Consider the following 19,330-nt stretch of genomic DNA (forward strand, 5'->3'; position numbering starts at 1 on the left):
GGATTATTTAAATGAATAGTTTGAAAACGTGCTATTTAAAAGCAATTGTTAACTAAGCATGACAATAGCCATAACCAAACCAGAATTTGTTAAGGAGTATACAGTTTAACCTACGCTGATGCTTTTTTTGATGTTATTGATCTCGTCGCGATTGTAAACCGGGTTGGCCCCGCGCTTAGTAGTAACAAAAGCACCAATGGCACAGGCATCATTTAACAACCTTTGCATAGGCTTATTAGCTACAATGCCTGCAATAAAACTTGCAAGGAAGGCATCGCCGGCACCAACAGTATCTTCAACATTAACGCAAAAACCGGGATGCTCAAAAAATTCATAATCATGCCAGATAATAGCACCGTTTTCGCCGCGGGTTACACAAATAGTTTTGGTATGGTATTTTTTCCTAAACTCGGTTATCTTTTCTTTCAGATCGCTGCTACCGCCGCCAATAAGCAGGTTTGCTTCCTCTTCGTTCATTTTCACTACACTGGCCCTTGCTGCAAGGGTTTCAATAGTTGCTAATGTATAAAATGGCGGGCGCAGGTTTACATCAAATATTTTAACGGCATCTGTTTCGTTAAGCAGATTTAGTAAAGTATCATGTGTTACCTTATCACGGCTGGCCAGGCTGCCAAAAACTATCGTGGATGCATTTTTAGCGCTCTCAATCAGGTTGGCATCCAAAACAATATTATCCCATGAAATATGTTCAGGGAAAATATAGCTTGCTTGTCCCGCTGCATCTAACTTAACTTTTACTTCGCAGGTAGCCAGTTTCTCGTCTTGCTGAATAAGGGTGCTGTACAGGCCGTTATCCTTTAAAAATGTTTTCAACTCCTCGCCGGATGCATCATTACCAATACGGCTGGCAAATAAAACATCAACATGTTGCTGCACTAAGTGCCTTGCTACATTCATAGGGGCTCCGCCGGCTTTTTTTTCTTTGCCAATTACATCCCATAAAACTTCGCCGAAACATAAAACCTGTTTTTTCATAAAGGAACGGTAAAGATGCAAAGCTAAATAGGATTTATGGTATTAATGTGTTAAAATAAAAATAACTGTTGCTATTTTAACATGCTGATTAGGTAACAAGGGGTTAAAATTAGATACAAATGATAAAAGTTTTAGGCTTATTGGTCAAATTCTTTAAAATCCGGGTCATGCAAATCGTTATATTAGCACATGAAAAAGCTTATTCTCACTTGTTTATTGTTTCTGATATGCTGCCTTACCTACGCGCAGGACAAGCAGGCAATTATTAAATTAATGACCGACCAGCAAACCGCCTGGAGCAATGGTAATGTTGAAGGATTTATGCAAGGCTACTGGAAATCGGACTCCCTGATGTTTATTGGCAAACGCGGGCCTGCCTATGGTTGGCAAACTACATTAAACAATTACAAGAAAACATACCCTGATAAAGCCGCCATGGGCAAGCTTACTTTCAGGATTGATAAAGTTGAATTATTAGGTAAGCAGGATGCTTTTGTTATGGGCGCCTGGAGCCTTGCGCGTGAAAAGGATAGTCCCGGCGGCTATTTTACCCTTTGGTTCAGGAAGATAAACGGAGAGTGGAAGATAGTTTGCGACCATACGAGTTAAATATTGCTCATAGCGGCCGGAGGCCTTATAATAGTCATCACTCGGCTGGAGCCGAGCGATGGCGGACGAACACAAATGCCGTCTCTCGCCTCTTGGCGAGTGACGATTATTAAGCGGCGTCTCGCCGCAGTGTGCAGGTAATATATTGTTTGTATCGGCCGGAGGCCTTATAATAGTTATCACCCGGCTGGAGCCGAGCGATGGTGGAACACAAATGCCGTCGCTCGCCTCTTGGCGAGTGACGATTATTAGGCGGCGTCTCGCCGCAGTGTGCAATTAATATTGTTTTTTGAAGCGGCCGGAGGCCTTATAATAGTGCTCACCCGGCTGGAGCCGAGCGAGTGTATAAAAATTAATTAATAGGGTTTCCCGGCTGCCAGTTCTTTCTCAGCCCATTTTACGGCCAGTTTTTCGCGGTATTTGGCATAGTTTTGTTTGAAAGCCATTTTTAGCAAGCTATCAACCCCGCCTTTTATAGCCAGGTTGTATAAACTGGCTGCTTTGCGGGTAATGGAGGCATCCCAGGCACGTAAGCTTAATGAGTACGAGCCATCAATATATTTCATCCAGTGCCAGTAACCGGTTGGCATAAACAGGGTATCGCCATGCTCTAAAAATACTTCGGTGCCTTCAACACCTTCAAGGGCAGGGAATTTTTTTGTGTCGGGGTTTAATACATCATAATCTTCCAGCGCATAGGTAGCGTTAGGGATGCAGTATAAACGGCGTTTCCACTTATTCTCGAATAATATGACATGCTTGCGGCCGCCAAAATGGGTATGAAATATATGCGGCAGATCAATATCGTAATGCAAGAACGTAACAGAATTGGAGCCACCGAAGAACATGGAGGGCATACTTTCTAAAAAGCCACCCATCAGGTCTTTAGGGAAAACAATATCATCCAGTAACTGGGGGGCTTGCTTAAATATATTAAAGAAAAAAATGCGCAGTTCGGTAGGGGTTGATTTGATCAGGTCTATATATTCGTCAAAGGGCATTTCTGCAGCTGATGAATTGATAGGTTTTGACGGATCGGCTTTTGAATTATCGTACAGTGGTACTACCTTTTTGCCAACCACCTGCTTTAAGTATTCAGGTGTCCATTTATCGCGGGCCGGCCAGCTTTTGGTAAGGCCCTTTATCACCAGCGGGCGGCGGGGTTTCAGGTAATTTTCCTTAAAATCCTCGGCACTGATATTCTCAACAGTATCAATAGGGCGCAATATAAAGCTCATATCTTGACAAATCGGGTTATAAATAATTACTATTAGGACGTAAGTATTACCCGAAAGTTATCAAAATAACAAAATAAAAATGCACTACCTGTTAAAAATAAGTTAAAAATATGTGAAACTATTGCGGCTTGCCTGCTGCCAGCGCTTCATGGGCACGCTTTATGGCCAGTTTTTCTTTCCAATCCATATAGCGGTTTTTGAAGTTCTTTTTCATGATGTCATCAAATTTGCGTTGTATGGTTAAGTTATACAGGCTTTTAGCTTTAATGCCCCATGAACTGTCCCAGGCGCGTAATGATATAGAGAACGAGCCATCCAGATATTTCATCCAGTGCCAGTAACCGGTAGGCATAAACAAGGTTTCGCCATGCTCTAAAATTGCTTCCTGCCCTTCAATACCACTCAGGGCCGGGAATTTGTTAAAGTCGGGGTTTTCAAGGTCGTAATCTTCCAGCGCATAAGTTGCAAAGGGAATGCAGTATAGCCGTTCGCTCCATTTCTGTTCAAACAGTATCACATGTTTACGGCCATTAAAATGGGTATGAAAGATGTGCGCAAGATCAATATCATAATGCAGGAAAGTAACGGAACCCTGCCCGCCAAAAAACATATTGGGGTACTTATCCAGAAAACCACCCATCAGGTCGGTAGGTGAGCGGTAATCATCCAGCAGTTTTGGAGCATGCTTTATGGGGTCGAAAAGAAAAATGCGCAGGTCTGTCGGGCCTTTTTGTATCAGGTCTATATAATCGCCAAACTTCATTTCGGCAGCCGATGCATTTATCGGTTTTGATGGATCGGCTTTTGAACTATCATATAATGGTACAACCCGTTCGCCCACCGTTTCTTTAAGGTAATCAAACGTCCATTTTTGTAATGCGGGCCAGGTTTCGGTAGCCTTGTTAATAATAAGGGGTTTGCGGGGCTTTAAATAATTATTAATAAAATCAGTTTTACTGATGTTGTCAACTCTGTCAATGGGGGTTAATGACAAACTCATGTTTATATTAATTTAACACGCAAAAATAATTAATTAAGATATTTAATTATCCTTTAGGCATTATTCTGATGTTTTTTTGACAAAAACAGTTGCAGTGAGCAGTTCCCGGTTTGCAGTGAGCAGCTTGCAGTACGCAAATAAAATTGCTAACCGCTCACTGCAAACTGCCTACTGCAAACTGTAATTAAAAGAATAAAGCGGATGCGATATTATCGGCATATAGCTTACCATGGGGTGTAAGCGCTATGATATTGCCGGTTTGGGTAATGCTGCCATCATCAAAATAATGCCTGGCCGCTTTTAACAATTCATGTGATGAACCTGCTGCAATGGCATCCAGTTTATCCAGATCTATGCCCCATTTGGTGCGCAGGGCTGTCATAATATATTCGTTCAGACGGTTCTCTTCTGTTAATACTTCCGTTTCGGCAGGTATGGTATCTTCGGTTATAGCCTTTATGTATTTGGCATTATTGGCCACATTCCATTGCCGGGTATCGCCATTAAAAGAGTGTGCGGATGGGCCAATGCCCAGGTATTTTACGCCTTTCCAATAATTGGAGTTGTGGCGGGAGTAATGGCCCGGTTTGCAAAAGTTTGAGATCTCGTATTGCTCAAAGCCGTTAGTTTGCATAGCATCAAGCATTATATTGAATTGCCCGGCGCTTTGCTGATCGCTCATGGGCGGCTGTTTCTTTTTGCTGATAAAGGTAGCCAGTGCGGTTTGCGGTTCAACCGTCATGGAATAGGCAGATATATGAGGGATGCCCAGCTCAAATGCCGTATTTAGGTTATGCTTCCATTTAACATCAGTAAGCAGGGGGTAACCATAAATCAGATCAACGGTGATGTTCTCGAAACCGATATCCTGCGCGCGTTTTACCGATGCCTCGGCCTCGCTACTGCGGTGCACACGGTTCATCCACGCTAAATCCTCATCAAAAAAGGATTGGATACCAATGCTGAAACGGTTTACAGGTGTTTGGCGTAAGGCTTTCAGTTTGTGATGGTCCAGGTCATCGGGATTAGCTTCCAGTGTTATTTCGGCATCCGCGGCTACGGTGTGCAGCTCGGTAATGGTATTGATAAGCTGGTAGATCTCATCTGCCGAGAGTACCGAAGGGGTGCCGCCGCCAAAATAGATGGTCTCAATAGTTTCGTTATTTAAATACCGTTTTTGCAGATGGATCTCTTTTAAAAGGGCCTGCACCATCTCGTCCTTATACTTAGGCGATGTGCTGAAATGGAAATCGCAGTAATGGCAGGCTTGCTTGCAAAAAGGGATATGAAGATAAATTCCGGCCATGTTTTAAATATTCAGTACCTGTTTAAAGCTGTACGCCAATAATTGCAAAGGTAAACGCAATTATGAGTTTCTTCAGATATGCAGATAAAGATTATCCATTCTACCGAAATGATGCCTTTAATTCTTTTGAAGCTTAATCATTTTGTCGGCCATTCGCTTTCCCATTTCGTTTGCCGACGGGCTGTCAAAATGTGTTTGGTCGCCTTTATCAACGAGGCCTTCTGATGATGCAACTGCTGTAACTTTTACCGTGGCAGGTAGCCGGGCAAGTTCATGGTTTATATATTGATAGTCTGCACGGTATCTGCCAAGCTCACCAACTACAAAAGGAAGATCCGGTTTTTTTGTAAGTTCCCTTACCCTTTCAATAAGTGCTGTTAATTGATTGAGATGGGTTTTTGATTGCTCAGCAGTACTGTTTGCTTCACCCTGATGCCAGATCACGCCTTTAATTACGCCAAATTTCATAGCCTCTTTTATCCGGATAACTGCATCATCGTAAGGATGTGTGTTGGTAGCTTTATCATACCCTCCGGGTTCCCATGCGTCAATTGCTGTACCTCCTACCGCACAGGGGATCAATCCGATTTTACTTTTTGGATCCGTTTCGGCCATCCGGATCCCGAACATCATTCCCGGGCCTACACCAACTATTTTAGGCTTATCAAAATGAAGCGGATTTTTAGCAGTTACCCATTGGTTCTGTTTATCGAGCATATAAAGATTAGGGTTCCCCTGATTTTTAAACTCGTCGCTTATAACGCCTCTGCCAGCCATGTTAGATTGCCCTATCAGAATGTACAAATGAAAATTAGGGTCGGGCTTGTCCTGGGCAGATACAAAAAGACACACAAACATTAATGAAATGATAAGAGATAATTGGCGACGCATCTGAAATAAACGTTAATTTTTGCTTGGTAAGCAACCAAATATACCATTAAATGAATGTTTGGGCTTTGGTTATTAAAGTAAATTTAACGAAACCAGGTTTAGCACCACGGGAGTTGCAGGAAGAAAATGCTTTTTGTTCTCCCTTTGATGATTGAAAAAGCATAATTTCGTTATAACCTGCCAATTAACCTTTTATAAAGTATACCGATGAAAAGAGTTGTAAAATATTTGATTTATTTAATCACGCTCATTATACCATTTTTTGCCATTAGTCAGGTTAAGCCCGTTAAGGAAGATCTCAAAGAAAAGGCGGCTAAACGCGAAGAATTTTCTTACAGGATGAACATGACCATTAAGCGGCTCACCGGTAATTCGGTAGCTCCGGTTTTTACTGATGATTTTGTTTTGGCGGATGTTAATATCAACCTGAAAAACCCAAGACGCTTTTACAATTTTAGCGGTGATCTTTCAGGCAGGTTCATTGAGGTGATGACGCTCATTAGTGAGGATAATCCGCAGGTTAATGTTAAACAAATTGTTAACCAACTGCTTACCTATCAAAAGAAAGACGGCAGGTTTGGAAGCGACTCCCTGAAATTTACGGCCGACCAGATTGGCCCGGAACATATGGCGCTGCTTTGGGGCAACGGCAGGTTGTTAGTAGGATTGATGACCTATTACGATCATTACCAGGACCCCGCGGTGTTAAAAGCCGCCCGCAGGCTGGGCGATTTTTTCTTAAATACTTATCAGGCCTGTGCTGAGCCGGCAGTGGTGAAAAAACTGGATGGACTTGGCGCCACCGGAATTATTTGCTTTACACAGTATGTAGAAGGACTGGTGATGCTTTCAAAAGCTGCCAATGACCCCGCGTACGCTTCGGCTGCGGCAAAAATATATACCGTAATGCCCGAAAGGGGCGTACAGCATTCGCATGGTTATTTAACTACCCTGCGGGGCGTGTTGTACCTGTATGAATATAACCATGATGCCAAACACCTCAACTATGTTAAAAAAGCCTATGATGATTTAGTGCAGTCGAAAGATTACAATACCCTGGGCAGCGTTAACGAGTATTTTGGGGCGAAAAACGAAAGGGATGAAGGCTGCTCAACTGCCGATTTTGTGCGCCTGAGCCTGGAGCTTTATCGGTTATCGCATGATGAATCTTATCTGGAAAAGGGAGAATTCGCATTGCTGAACGCGCTGTATTTTAACCAGTATTATACCGGCGATTTCGGTCACCACCTGCTTAGTGAATCGGGCTCAAAGCCCGATTATTTGCACACCGCCTGGTGGTGCTGCAGCATGCATGGCTTGAGGGCGATGTATGAGGTGAGAGACCGGTTTTTACTGAGTGAAGAAAAAGGCGTACGTAAACTGAACCTGTATTTGGAGACAAATTATAGGGATGCCGATTGCGATATCTCTATAAGGAAAGGCGGGTTTATGGCGGGCATGCATTCTTACAATATCAGTATCAATAAATGGCCGGGTAATGATTCCTTAAGCCTGCGGATCCCCAATTGGGCAGAGGCTGCAACGCTAAAAGTGAACGGAGCAGCAGTTGCAATTAAACCGGGCAGCAAATACATCACCCTAAAAAATACTGTAAAACAAGGCGATATTATAACAATCGGGTTTAAGTATGCTATACAAGTTAAAACCAATACGGGGTTGACCGCATTAAATAAGATCACTACAAATGTAAAGGGCAACCTGTTATATGGCCCGTATTTGCTTGCTGTTGATGATAAAATAGACCCCACCTTTACGGCGGAGCCCAATGCTAATATCATTTATAGAAAAACCATTCAGAATGCCTCGCAGATAATTAAAGGGACAGACAGCTACTTGACAGCTTTTTATAAACATGGCGGGTATCCTTCGTATATGAGGACTATCATCCGGCCCGTATCGGCACTTACCTTTGACCGGCATGGCTATATGCTTTTCACCTTTGATTTTGCACCTGATGATACCGGTTCTCTTAAACAGGATAACTCCATGACCGAACCCTGGAAAGGAAAATAGGGATGGTGGTATTAAGTTTTATGGTATATAATTCTAATTAATTGAATAGGCATTTAATCAATTATGATTAACCTTTATGTTTCCTCATGGTTATTAAATTATTATTAAAACTCCCCTTTTGTTAAAATGGAGGAGGCGAAACTTTGAAATTCTTATTGATATAGTAACGTAAGCACATATTTAGGTTAACCGGGCGGGTATATTTTCGCTTCACACTAAATACAAAAATACTTATGTTACATTTTTTACGAAATTCAACGGTTATCCTGTTGTTTTTAATGTTTTGCCTTGGGCGAACGACAGCTTTGGCACAAACGTCACAAGCCGGTATTAAGGGTACTGTAACCGACGAAAAAAAAGAAACAATACCAGGCGCTACCGTGCAGGTGCGTAACGAGTCTACCGGTTTTACAACAACCACGGTTACCAATCCAAAAGGCGAGTATACTTTTAAGCAATTGCCATTAGGCGGGCCATATACCGTTAATGTAAGCTTTATGGGTTACGGTACACAAAAAAGAAGCGGTTACACACTTAATTTAAGTGACGTGCTTCGCCTTGATATTCAAATGAAGGCGGCAACAAATGACCTGAATGTGGTGGAAATTAATGCATCAAGCATGCAGAATAACATCCCCAATTTAGGCGCATCAACATCTGTCAATTCAAGAAATATCAGCAAACTGCCGGTAAACGGAAGAAACTTTACCTCGCTGATAGATCTTTCTCCGCTAAGCAGGGGCGGTAGTATCTCTGGTCAGCTGGCTACATCTACCAACTTTACCATTGATGGTATGACCGCTAAGAACGCTACTTTTGGCGGTACAGCAGGTACAGGTGCACCTTATTCAATTTCTATTGAAGCGGTTAGGGAATTTAAGGTAGTAACTAACCAGTATGATGTTACTTATGGCCGCAGCGGCGGTGGTACTATTAACACGGCAACCAAATCTGGTACAAATACATTATCAGGTAGTGCGTTTGCATTTGTAAGGGCCGATGAATTGTCATCTCCTTACGATACCCGTGGTAATAAGCGTAATGTTCCTTTCTCTACCTATCAGTACGGTTTCTCATTAGGTGGCCCAATTGTAAAAGATAAGGCGCACTTTTTTGTAGCATATGATCACCAGCGCGATGCAAGGCCTTTGCAAATAGCAGATATACAAACTGTGGCTGATGAGCAACGTTACGCTGTAACACAGGCTACCTTAGATACTTACTTAGGTATTGCCCGCAGTAAATACGGCGTTGCCAGCTCACCCCAAATTGGCTCGTTCGATAAAAAGGAAAATACAACAGCGCTTTATGCTCGTGTAGATTTTCAGTTGAACAGTAAGAATTTACTAACCGTAAGCAATAACTACATATATGATTTGAACAACCAAAACATTGGCGATAATACAGCCATTAATTTGTACGAAGTTTATGGCAGCAGCAGAAACAAAAGTAACAGTACTTTAGCAACACTGCGTTCTACCCTGTCGCCACATTTAACAAACGAGTTAAAGGTGCAGCAATTGTCGGCATCGGTAGAAAGTATCCAGGGTGCTCAGCTTCCTGCAAATAATGCTACTATTCCGCGTGCAATTGTAGAAAGGGTGCAATCAACTGTTGATGGTAAAAACGTGTTTACCTCAATTCAGTTAGGCGGCCAGCGTTATGCGCCGGAGTATTTCTTTAGCGATGTATCGCAATTAACAAATAACTTGTACTACAATACCGATAAGATCAACTTTACATTTGGTACCGACCTGATGTACACCCACATGAACTCGAGGTATGGCAGCGAAGTGAACGGCCGTTTCTATTTCACCGGTATGGATAACTTTAATAATCTTACCCCGTACCGTTACGCCCGTGAAATTCCATTAGTGGCGGATCCAAGTGTTAAGCAAAACTTTATTAACACAGGTTTATACGCGCAGATGCAAACCAAATTAGCGCCGGGATTGGAAATGATGGCAGGTGTAAGGGCCGATTATACCAATTATCTTGATAAGCCAAACTTTAACCAGATAGTATATGATGACCTGGGCCTTAAAACAGATCATTCATTAAATACTTTCCAAATTCAGCCAAGGGTACAATTTACCTGGGACATCGGCGAAAGACAAAAAGACATCATCCGTTTAGGTGGTGGTATGTTTGGATCAGATATCCTGAACTATACCATGATCAATAACATGGTTTTTGATGGTACAAAATTAGCCGCGGTAGATATTACCCGTGCGGCTACGGGGCCAAACCTGGTGCCAAACCCTAACTTCCCGGCTTACCGTAAAGATCCTTTAACATCTCCGGGTGCCGAATTATTTAATATACCCGGCGTTTCCCGTTTATCAACCATTAACCTGAACAGGGAAAATGTAAGGATCCCGGTAGTATACAAAGCTAACTTCTCTTACAACCGTTTTATTACCGAGCGTTTAAGATTAGGGGTGAGCGCTTACTTAAGCTTAGCCAGAAATAACTACATGTACACTGATGCTAACATGGTAGATCAGCCTTACTTTAGGTTATCAAACGAAGATAACCGTGGCGTATATGTTCCGGCTAATACGATCAGCACAACCAATGGTGCTGCCGACTGGACAAAAGGCCGTAAAACAGAACGTGTAGGCCGTGTGCTTGCCTTAAACAGCGATGGTAAGGTAAACCAATATGCTTTTGTATTTGATGGTACCTTCAGGTATTTTAAAGATGGCGAAGTATCTTTCAGCTACACCTATAACGATAGTAAGGATAATACTTCTTACAACGGTAACGTAGCTAATACGGCAACTTTAGCATTGCCTGTAAAAGATGACCCGCGCGACCTGAGCAAAATGACAGCTTCTGATAACCAGTTCAGGAACAAGATTATTGTTTACGGAACCTTGCCAACCTTTTATGGTGTTAGTGTTGGTGTAAGATACTCAGGTATTGGTGGTACCAGGTATTCATTAATAGTAGCGGGTAACGTAAACGGCGACTTTGTAGCCTCAAATGACCTTGCTTACGTGTTTGACCCTAATAATACAAGTGTGCCGCAGGCAACACGTAATGGTATCCAGGCAATATTGGATAACCCTAACGCAAGCAAAAGCCTTAAAGATTATGTGCGTAAAAGCATTGGTAAAGTGGCAGAAAGAAACGGCGGTATCAATGGTTTTTATGGCCAGTGGGATATCCGCATAGCTAAGCGCTTTATAACCTTCACCAAAAAACAATACATTGAATTTTCAGGTGATCTGTTTAACGTGGCCAACTTGCTAAACAAAAACAAAGGTGTAATTAAAACTATGGGTAACCAAAGTATCTACTCTTTAACCGGCTTTAACGCGGCTACAACCAATTACAATTACACTGTTAACGCAAATACGGGTGTGATAACGCCAACAGGCAATCCTTACCAGTTTCAGTTAGGTTTACGTTACGGTTTTTAATTTCTATAATATCAATATGATAAAATATTTCATAACGATCATGCTGTGCCTTGCCCTTACCGGGGTTAAGGCACAGTCTGTTACGGCAACTGCACCAAAGAACCTGCAATCGCCGCAGGTTGATAAAAATGGCGGGGTAACTTTTAGGTTTATGGCGCCAAATGCTAAAAAAGTAATGCTGATAATGGATGATGCCAAACCAAGGCCAATGGTAAAAGATACCGGCGGAGTTTGGAGCTATACAGAAACTTTTGCGCCGGATATTTACCGTTATACCTTTTCTGTTGATGGCACTGTATTACCAGATCCTAATAACCCTTACATTAAACCGCTTTTTAAGCGGGCGCTGGGCCAGAGTTTGGCACACGTACCCGGTTCACAAGACCTAAGCTGGGAGCTGAACGATGTGCCGCATGGTGTATTAAGTCAGCATTTTTTCAGGTCGAAGTTAATTGGCGATCAGCGTGATATGCGGGTTTACACACCACCCGGCTATGATCCCAAAAGGAAAGAGCCTTACCCGGTTTTATACCTTTTCCATGGCCTTACTGACGAAACCAGCGCATGGGTTACCGCGGGCCGCGAAAACATCATTATGGATAACCTGATAGCCCAGGGAAAAGCCAAACCCATGATAATTGTAAATACACTGGGTTATGGGGCACCAGAAATGTTTGACCCTGCTACCGGGGTAAGGAGCAAGGAGGCTTATAAAAAGAATGAGGAGCTGTTTATCGCTGCTTTACTAAAAGAGGTTATCCCGATGGTTGAGGGGCTTTATAATACAGGTAAAACTAAAAACTACAGGGCTGTTGCAGGCCTTTCAATGGGCGGCGGGCAGTCGTTAGATGCGGGTTTAAATAACCCCGATGTGTTTAATTACGTGGGCGTGTTTAGTCCGGCGGTTATTTTGCTTGATCCGGATTATACTAAGGCATTCCCCAATTTGGATGAATCTATAAACAAAAAACTAAAGCTGGTATGGATAGCTATTGGTAAAGATGATTACCTGGCGCCATCTGTTAGAAAGTATATAGACTGGCTTCACACAAAGAATATTAAATTTGATTATAAGGAAACCGAAGGCGTGCACAGTTACCAGGTATGGCGCAGGTACCTTACTGAGTTTGCACCGTTACTATTCAAAAACTAATACCAATATGAAATATATTTTAACAATGAGCTTATTCAGCCTGGCGCTTACTGCATCGGCACAGCAAAAATTAGATGTGCAGGGCCATAGGGGTGGCCGCGCGTTAATGCCCGAAAATTCGATTGAAGCCATGATCCATGCGGTTGACCTGGGTGTAAAGACCCTGGAGCTTGATTGCGTTATTTCAAAAGATAATAAGGTGGTAGTATCGCATGATACCTACATGTCTGCAGATTTTATGCTGAAGCCGAATGGCAGCCCTATTAGCAAAGCAGAAGAAAAAGGACTATTGATCTATAACATGCCTTATGACACGGTGAGGAGTTATGATGGCGGCACAAAGCCCCACCCACAATTTCCAGATCAAAAGAAGCTGAAAACCTATAAGCCCCTGCTGTCCGAACTGATTGATAGTGTAGAGCATTATGTAAAAGCGCATCACTTAAAGCCGGTTTATTACAATATGGAAATTAAAAGCGCCCCATCCGGAGATGGTATTGCTCATCCGGCGCCCGATGCTTTTGTTAAATTGGTAATGGATGTATTGAAAGCAAAAAAAGTAACCAAAAGAGTTACCATTCAGTCGTTTGATGTAAGGCCTTTACAAGAACTGCACAAAAGCTATCCTAAGCAGGTGTTATCATACCTGATTTCTAACAAAGATAGTTTTGCAGATAACATTAAAAAGCTGGGCTTTACACCGCAGGTTATTAGTCCTTATTACACCATGATAGATAACAACTTTGTTGAGCAGGCGCACCAGAGCAAAGTGCAGGTATTGCCATGGACGGTTAATGATGAAGCCGCAATGAAGAAAGTGGCCGAACTGAAAGTTGACGGTATAATTTCTGATTATCCCGATAGACTGGTTACCCTGTTTGGCAGCTATCAAAAAAACTAACAATCATAACGAAGGGATATTTATCCTATCGTAATTACCGAATATCGTTGCCATGCCTCCCAGAAAGCATGGCAGCGATATTTTTTTATATGCACTTAATATTGTGCAGGGTATAGTTACTTTTTCTTTAGGCTTATTTTTTACTAAAAGGATAGAAGCCAAGGTGTAGGGCCTAAGCTACTGCCCGATGAATACTGATTATAAGGGCAATAAGTTCCTGTTTTTCTGTAGATATTGCATAAATGATGTGGTAGGTAAACGATGGTTTTTTAAGCTTTTTATATCTGCATTATATCCAACGTAGTTGTTCCACTCCTGTGCATTTGCAAAACCAGGATGTGTGCCTCTCTTAATAGCTTCTGCTTCGCTAACACAATCCACATTGATCTTTTTTCCTGTTACCTTAGTGATTTGTTCAGCAATTTCAACAATAGTAAGTTCATCACCGGCAAGGTCTATTATGTGCCTATCAAATTTGGCCACATTATTAAACGCGGCGGCAGCAAATGTCCCGGTATCTTCTACAGCTATTAGCTGTAATTTTGACGCTGGTTTCCAGGCAACAGCTATTTGAGCATTTACAAGGTTTGGAAACATAAAAGATACTTTGGGGGCTATAAAATTATCCATGAAAAAGACGGGCCTTAATATTGTCCAATGTTTAAAACTTGCGTTTCTGATGGTTTCTTCGGCATATTGCTTATCTAACCAGTATTTTTTGTTCCATCTGTTAGTATCCCAATCAGGAAAGCTTTCATGATTGCCGGTTTGGTTAACAGACGCATGAACAACATGACGAATACCGGTTTTTAAAGCAGCGGCTACAAGCGTATCTGCATGCCTGCGTTCGGAGTTGGTCCCGTTATCCATTCCCTGAACAGAAAACAGCCCATATACACCTGCCATAGCCGCTTCAATTGACGTAATATCATCCATATCGGCAATTACCACTTCTGCCCCCGCGTTTTCCAGTTCATCTGCAGCTTTGGAATGTTTTGAAGATTGACGAACGATTACCCGTACACTATTTCCGTTCTTTAACAAAGCCGCCGCAACAGCGCCTCCCTGTGACCCGGTGGCCCCGGTTACCAGGATAATATTTTCTTTTTTAAACATTACTATCTTTTATATCTTTTTCGGTTGTTTTTGAGTTGCAGGTATCAACTGCGCGATCTGCCCAAAGGTCTGTCAACCCATATAAAAGGCGAATGATATAAAACAAGAAATCGGCTTGATCTAAATCAATCCGGTTTCTTGTTTGGGATAGAATGGAATTTATTTAATGAGCAATTGCTTACGTACCCTGCTAAATGTTTCTGGCGTAAGGCCCAGATAAGAAGCCAGCATATTTTGCGGAAAACGATGGATAAATTGTGGACTGTTTTCCATCAGGAAAAGAAGTTTCTCCTCGGCGCTATAGCTAATGGTCATCTCAATTCTTTTTTGTGAAGCGATATAACTTTTTTCATCTAAAATTTGCCCCAGTTTTGCAAACAGTTGCGATTGATTTCTTAAGCTGGTCAGCTTTTCGTTTGTAGAAACCAGCAGGTCGCAATCTTCCAAAGCCTCAATGTTATATCTTGAAGGCGTGAGGGACAAAAAACTTTCGCGGTCACTCATCCACCACTCCTCAATCCCGAAACGTACAATATGTTCTATCCCTTTTTCATCAATGGTATATTGGCGCATGGCTCCCTTCGCAATAAATGCCATGTACCTGCATATACTGCCTTCATGCAGTAAAAACTGCCTTTTTTTAACCTTTTTAATACTGAAAGCCTCTTCAAAAAAACTGAATTCCTCATCAGAGATAGTGGAAAAAGTAACCTTATTAATGTATGCTCTAAGCAGGTTGTACATTTGTTAAAATTTATCTTTTATAGGAATAGTGCCGCTGAATGTAAGCATTATCAAAAAAACATTCATTAGCCATTCTGTAAAGATAATCATTAACTAAATCATCAAACCGGCTTGATCTAGATCAAGCCGATTTCTTAATACAGATCATCTTTTCCGCTGGTCCGTTTATCTAATTTTGTGCATTAAATAAAACGATTTATGAAAAAGACATTTGGAATTATAGGGGCTGGCAATATAGCAAAAGCCATTGCAGGGCATTTATTAAAAGCGGGGCATTCGGTGATATTAAGCAGCCGCAAAGCCCCATCTTTATTGGAAGATACCATTGCCTCATTAGGTGACGGTGCAATTGCCGGTACCCCTGCCGAAGCCGCGCAAGCCGATATTGTTGTGCTGGCTATGCCGTGGTCACAATTATCAACCCTTACACCTTTAACCAACTGGACTGACCGTGTAGTTATTGATGCAACTAATCATTTTATCACTTCTGATTTCCAGTTGGCAGATTTAGGTGGCCGTGCTTCAAGCGAAGTAGTGGCCGATCATATTCCGGGAGCACGTTTGGTAAAAGCATTCAATACCCTTTATTTTAAAGTATTGGAAGCAAATCCGCAGGAAACAATAGGGAAGCGGGTAATATTTATTTCTGGCGATCATACCAATGCTAAAACAGAAGTAAGCACCACTATTGAAACCCTGGGCTTTAGCGTTGTAGATCTGGGGACACTGGCTGTTGGCGGGAAATTGCAACAAGCAAAAGGGCCGCTTGCCGCTTTAAACCTTATCAGGAAATCTTAAAAGTTTTTTCTAAAGCATCCCCGCGGGGATGCTTTAGTTTGTTGACTAAATTAATAAATGCGAATTCGTTTTTGCACCGGGCCTTTTCTTGAATTCAGTAGGGTTCATCCCCCGGTATTTTTTAAATATACGGTTCAGGTGGCTTTTGTCTGTAAAGCCAAACTCGTCGGCAATTTCGGTAATGCGCATGTTGCTTTGCATGAGCCTGTTTTCAATCAGTTTAAGTTTATAATTTAAAATATACTGCTGCAAGGTTTCATTGGCATGCTTTTTAAAATAGCTGCCCAAATAGGTTTCGGCAATGCCAAAGTGCCGGCTTATTTGCTGAGCCCTTAGCTTATCGGGATAGTAAATATTAGCCTGCACATATTGCAAAATAGCAACCGCTTTTTCTTCGCTTGTTTCATCTATTTTTTCGGGAAACGCCTGGCTAATGTTCCGGGCTATAACCACAAGCAGGGTGTTTACCAATTGGGCTATCAATTCTTTATGATACAGGTCATGATGCAAATGCTCGCCTATGAGCATTCCCATTAAGTGGGTTACTGATCTTTTGTCGGCCTCACTTTTTAAGATACAACCTGGTTCATGGCGTGCATTTTGCAATATCAATTCCAGGCGCTGTATCAGTTCATCTTCCTTTTTAGATGCTTTTACAAAAATGTTGTTAAAACGGATAAAGAAAAATTGTGTAGGGGCTTTTATCTTGAAGACATGGGTATCATTAGGCGCCACCAAAAATAAATTACCGGGCCTGTAGTCAAACTCAATCTCGTTAATACACTGCCTGCCGGTACCGGCAACAATATATATCAGCTCAAAAAAAGTATGCGTATGAAGGCCCCGTGGGCATACATCCATAAACTCTTTTAATACCAACTCAAATGGTTCGCGTAAATGATCCTTAACCATGCTGTAAAAGTACAACATAATCATGTATAAATACAACAATCAATGCTGCGTTTTTCCTGAACTTTGATCAATCAAAAACATAAAAAATGAAAGCACTTATTTTAGAAAGCACTAATACCCCATACATATTAAAAGAAATTGAAAAGCCGGTGGCGGGTAAAGGCCAGGTATTAGTTAAAATTAAAGCCAGTGGTGTAAATCCGCTCGATCTGAAGATTAAACAAGGGCAGGCCGCACATGCCCGTGTAAGTTTACCCGCCATATTGGGCATTGACATGGCCGGCGTAGTTGAAGCTGTTGGGGAAGATGTTACCACCTTTAAAACAGGTGATGAAGTATACGGGATGACCGGCGGTATTGCCGGGGTGCAGGGCTCCCTTGCGGAATATGCTGCTGTAGATGCCGACTTGTTAGCGCTAAAGCCCCATAATTTGAATATGCGGCAGGCGGCCGCTATACCCTTAGCGTTTATTTCCGCATGGGAGGGTTTGGTTGACAGGGCAAACACAGGTGAAGGCAAAACAGTATTAATACATGGTGGTGCCGGTGGAGTAGGGCATATAGCTGTACAATTGGCTAAGGCCAGGGGTGCACAGGTATTTGCCACGGTTGATCCCGGTAAAAATGAGTTAATGCATCAGTATGGTGCAACACCAATAAACTATAAAACATTATCAGTTACAGATTATACCGAAGAGCACACTGCCGGTGCAGGCTTTGATATTATTTTTGATGCCGTAGGCGGTACAACGCTTGATGATTCTTTTAAAGCAGTAAAACAATATACGGGGCATGTTTTGAGCATACTGGGCTGGGGTACGCATAATTTGGCGCCGCTATCATTTCATGGGGCTACCTATTCTGGGGTGTTTACATTATATCCCTTAATCTCTGGCAAGGGGAGGTCTCACCACGGAGATATACTGCGGGAAGCAACAAAACTGATTGAAGCCGGAAAAATAACCCCGCTGGTTGATGGCAGGCATTATACACTGGAAACCATAGATAAAGCATATCAGTCGCAAGAGCAGCGGGTGGCTACCGGTAAGGTGATCATTGATATAGACGGGGTTTAAAATAATTTACAATAGCATAAAAAACATTGCGTTTTTGACCGGATAGAATGGCCCTGAAAATTAATTTGTCAATTTAATAAGGTAAATTTGCTGCCGCCCGATGTATGCCGGGTTATGATATATAATGCGCTGGTTTATTTGTTTTTGCTTTATTGTTTTTGCCCAATGCTTTGCAGCCTATGCACAACAGGATTCTGTGGTTACAACTACTACCGATAGCGTTCCTGTAAGGGCACGGGTAAGAGGGCCCCTGCCTTTTCTTGATTCGGTAGCCCATGCTGCAGCCATGCAACAGAAATATGTATCAGACTCGCTGAGCATGATCTATATTGTTAAGCCTGATCCGCTAAGAACTAATATGTTTGTTGACAGTATTTTAAAAGCCGATGCATACAAAGGCACACAATATTTAGATCTGTCATCATCCCGTTCAAAAAAAATACAGGGTTATGGGCATGTACGTCCCTCTCGTGATCCCTGGGTTATTGCCATTATTATAGGGCTGCTGCTATTTTCAGCGGCAATCAATATTGCTGCAACAAAAGATATGAGCAATATTTTCCAGTCGTTTTATAATAAGCGCTCCATGTTGCAGGCAGGCAAGGAAGATAGCCCGATAAACGTATGGACGTTTATTGGCTTATTTTTATTATTTGGGTTCACATTTGGTATATTTTTATACCTGCTTACCACCGGGTTTTATAAAGTTTATTACACTATAAGCGGTTTCCAGCTTTTTATGACGCTGTCTCTCGTCATTATTATGCTTTTCGCTACAAAATTTTTAGTGCTTAAATTTTTAGGGTTTATATTTGATATTAATAAGCTGGTAAATGAATATATATCAGCACTTTCGCTCACTTATTTTAATATAACATTTGTTTTTTTGCCTGTAGCGCTATGTTTTAGTTTAATAGCCGATAAATACATATCTTATTTATTGGCTATAACACTGTTGCTGGTGGTGATAATTTTTGTTTGGCAATACCTGAGAAGTAGTGTGAGTATCATTTCTAATTTTCGATTTCATAAATTTTATTTATTTGTCTATCTTTGTGCCCTCGAAATTTGCCCCATATTAATACTGATTAAGGCACTGAATATAGGATTTAGGTAGTTTACACGTAT

At 41.8% G+C, this 19,330-nt stretch carries 16 protein-coding genes; 8 read left to right on the plus strand and 8 right to left on the minus strand.

The features are described 5' to 3' along the window. Positions 1-105: 105 nt before the first annotated feature. Positions 106-996: a carbohydrate kinase gene (locus tag WC743_RS21035; RefSeq protein ID WP_373015270.1), complete on the minus strand. Its 891-nt coding sequence runs from the start codon at positions 994-996 to the stop codon at positions 106-108. Positions 997-1,185: 189 nt separating this feature from the next. Here WC743_RS21035 and WC743_RS21040 point away from each other — a divergent pair, with 189 nt between their 5' ends. Beyond that, the gene (locus WC743_RS21040; RefSeq protein ID WP_373015272.1) at positions 1,186-1,605 is read left to right on the plus strand and encodes a DUF4440 domain-containing protein; all 420 of its coding nucleotides are present in this window, start codon (positions 1,186-1,188) and stop codon (positions 1,603-1,605) included. 356 nt (positions 1,606-1,961) lie between these two features. Here WC743_RS21040 and WC743_RS21045 read toward each other — a convergent pair whose 3' ends face one another. The 4 genes from WC743_RS21045 to WC743_RS21060 form a co-directional block, all read right to left on the minus strand. Further along, entirely contained in the window at positions 1,962-2,843 is an 882-nt protein-coding gene (locus WC743_RS21045) for a cupin-like domain-containing protein (protein WP_373015274.1), read from the minus strand. 118 nt (positions 2,844-2,961) lie between these two features. Continuing rightward, a complete protein-coding gene (locus tag WC743_RS21050; RefSeq protein WP_373015276.1) occupies positions 2,962-3,843 on the minus strand; it encodes a cupin-like domain-containing protein in 882 nt (293 codons plus the stop codon). A gap of 184 nt (positions 3,844-4,027) precedes the next feature. Next, positions 4,028-5,149: a radical SAM family heme chaperone HemW gene (hemW, locus tag WC743_RS21055; RefSeq protein ID WP_373015278.1), complete on the minus strand. Its 1,122-nt coding sequence runs from the start codon at positions 5,147-5,149 to the stop codon at positions 4,028-4,030. A 117-nt stretch (positions 5,150-5,266) separates the two neighbouring features. Beyond that, positions 5,267-6,007, minus strand: coding sequence for a sialate O-acetylesterase (locus tag WC743_RS21060; RefSeq protein ID WP_373015280.1), 741 nt, complete (start codon positions 6,005-6,007; stop codon positions 5,267-5,269). Positions 6,008-6,247: 240 nt separating this feature from the next. Between WC743_RS21060 and WC743_RS21065 the strand changes: the two genes are divergently transcribed. The 4 genes from WC743_RS21065 to WC743_RS21080 all read left to right on the plus strand — a co-directional run bounded on the left by WC743_RS21065 (position 6,248) and on the right by WC743_RS21080 (position 13,556). Next, a complete protein-coding gene (locus WC743_RS21065; RefSeq protein ID WP_373015282.1) occupies positions 6,248-8,074 on the plus strand; it encodes a beta-L-arabinofuranosidase domain-containing protein in 1,827 nt (608 codons plus the stop codon). Between the two features lie 233 nt (positions 8,075-8,307). Next, positions 8,308-11,502 (plus strand): carboxypeptidase regulatory-like domain-containing protein, encoded by a 3,195-nt coding sequence (locus WC743_RS21070; RefSeq protein WP_373015284.1) that lies wholly within the window; start codon positions 8,308-8,310, stop codon positions 11,500-11,502. Positions 11,503-11,518: 16 nt separating this feature from the next. Next, positions 11,519-12,655, plus strand: coding sequence for an esterase (locus WC743_RS21075; protein ID WP_373015286.1), 1,137 nt, complete (start codon positions 11,519-11,521; stop codon positions 12,653-12,655). Positions 12,656-12,662: 7 nt separating this feature from the next. Next, the gene (locus WC743_RS21080; protein ID WP_373015287.1) at positions 12,663-13,556 is read left to right on the plus strand and encodes a glycerophosphodiester phosphodiesterase family protein; all 894 of its coding nucleotides are present in this window, start codon (positions 12,663-12,665) and stop codon (positions 13,554-13,556) included. A 198-nt stretch (positions 13,557-13,754) separates the two neighbouring features. On the opposite strand, the gene WC743_RS21085 is transcribed toward WC743_RS21080, so the two are convergent. Further along, entirely contained in the window at positions 13,755-14,672 is a 918-nt protein-coding gene (locus WC743_RS21085) for an NmrA/HSCARG family protein (RefSeq protein WP_373015289.1), read from the minus strand. Between the two features lie 159 nt (positions 14,673-14,831). Then, positions 14,832-15,416, minus strand: a complete 585-nt coding sequence (locus tag WC743_RS21090; protein ID WP_373015291.1) for a Crp/Fnr family transcriptional regulator — start codon at positions 15,414-15,416, stop codon at positions 14,832-14,834. A 198-nt stretch (positions 15,417-15,614) separates the two neighbouring features. Between WC743_RS21090 and WC743_RS21095 the strand changes: the two genes are divergently transcribed. Then, positions 15,615-16,214, plus strand: coding sequence for an NADPH-dependent F420 reductase (locus tag WC743_RS21095; RefSeq protein ID WP_373015293.1), 600 nt, complete (start codon positions 15,615-15,617; stop codon positions 16,212-16,214). Positions 16,215-16,259: 45 nt separating this feature from the next. Here the strand turns inward: WC743_RS21095 and WC743_RS21100 are convergent, their stop codons facing one another. Continuing rightward, positions 16,260-17,126, minus strand: coding sequence for an AraC family transcriptional regulator (locus WC743_RS21100; protein ID WP_373015295.1), 867 nt, complete (start codon positions 17,124-17,126; stop codon positions 16,260-16,262). Positions 17,127-17,212: 86 nt separating this feature from the next. Between WC743_RS21100 and WC743_RS21105 the strand changes: the two genes are divergently transcribed. Beyond that, on the plus strand, positions 17,213-18,202 hold the full coding sequence (locus tag WC743_RS21105) for a zinc-dependent alcohol dehydrogenase family protein (protein ID WP_373015297.1): 990 nt from the start codon (positions 17,213-17,215) through the stop codon (positions 18,200-18,202). Positions 18,203-18,326: 124 nt separating this feature from the next. Further along, on the plus strand, positions 18,327-19,319 hold the full coding sequence (locus tag WC743_RS21110; protein WP_373015299.1) for a DUF4271 domain-containing protein: 993 nt from the start codon (positions 18,327-18,329) through the stop codon (positions 19,317-19,319). Positions 19,320-19,330 lie beyond the last annotated feature (11 nt).

This window comes from Mucilaginibacter sp., from assembly GCF_041660805.1.
GTDB lineage: Bacteria > Bacteroidota > Bacteroidia > Sphingobacteriales > Sphingobacteriaceae > Mucilaginibacter.

What these genes read in the sequence shown, in the direction of transcription:
- WC743_RS21035 (WP_373015270.1), bottom strand. Translation starts at nt 996, where the DNA reads ATGAAAAAACAGGTTTTATGTTTCGGCGAAGTTTTATGGGATGTAATT.
- WC743_RS21040 (WP_373015272.1), top strand. Translation starts at nt 1,186, where the DNA reads ATGAAAAAGCTTATTCTCACTTGTTTATTGTTTCTGATATGCTGCCTT.
- WC743_RS21045 (WP_373015274.1), bottom strand. Translation starts at nt 2,843, where the DNA reads ATGAGCTTTATATTGCGCCCTATTGATACTGTTGAGAATATCAGTGCC.
- WC743_RS21050 (WP_373015276.1), bottom strand. Translation starts at nt 3,843, where the DNA reads ATGAGTTTGTCATTAACCCCCATTGACAGAGTTGACAACATCAGTAAA.
- hemW (WP_373015278.1), bottom strand. Translation starts at nt 5,149, where the DNA reads ATGGCCGGAATTTATCTTCATATCCCTTTTTGCAAGCAAGCCTGCCAT.
- WC743_RS21060 (WP_373015280.1), bottom strand. Translation starts at nt 6,007, where the DNA reads ATGTTTGTGTGTCTTTTTGTATCTGCCCAGGACAAGCCCGACCCTAAT.
- WC743_RS21065 (WP_373015282.1), top strand. Translation starts at nt 6,248, where the DNA reads ATGAAAAGAGTTGTAAAATATTTGATTTATTTAATCACGCTCATTATA.
- WC743_RS21070 (WP_373015284.1), top strand. Translation starts at nt 8,308, where the DNA reads ATGTTACATTTTTTACGAAATTCAACGGTTATCCTGTTGTTTTTAATG.
- WC743_RS21075 (WP_373015286.1), top strand. Translation starts at nt 11,519, where the DNA reads ATGATAAAATATTTCATAACGATCATGCTGTGCCTTGCCCTTACCGGG.
- WC743_RS21080 (WP_373015287.1), top strand. Translation starts at nt 12,663, where the DNA reads ATGAAATATATTTTAACAATGAGCTTATTCAGCCTGGCGCTTACTGCA.
- WC743_RS21085 (WP_373015289.1), bottom strand. Translation starts at nt 14,672, where the DNA reads ATGTTTAAAAAAGAAAATATTATCCTGGTAACCGGGGCCACCGGGTCA.
- WC743_RS21090 (WP_373015291.1), bottom strand. Translation starts at nt 15,416, where the DNA reads ATGTACAACCTGCTTAGAGCATACATTAATAAGGTTACTTTTTCCACT.
- WC743_RS21095 (WP_373015293.1), top strand. Translation starts at nt 15,615, where the DNA reads ATGAAAAAGACATTTGGAATTATAGGGGCTGGCAATATAGCAAAAGCC.
- WC743_RS21100 (WP_373015295.1), bottom strand. Translation starts at nt 17,126, where the DNA reads ATGGTTAAGGATCATTTACGCGAACCATTTGAGTTGGTATTAAAAGAG.
- WC743_RS21105 (WP_373015297.1), top strand. Translation starts at nt 17,213, where the DNA reads ATGAAAGCACTTATTTTAGAAAGCACTAATACCCCATACATATTAAAA.
- WC743_RS21110 (WP_373015299.1), top strand. Translation starts at nt 18,327, where the DNA reads ATGCGCTGGTTTATTTGTTTTTGCTTTATTGTTTTTGCCCAATGCTTT.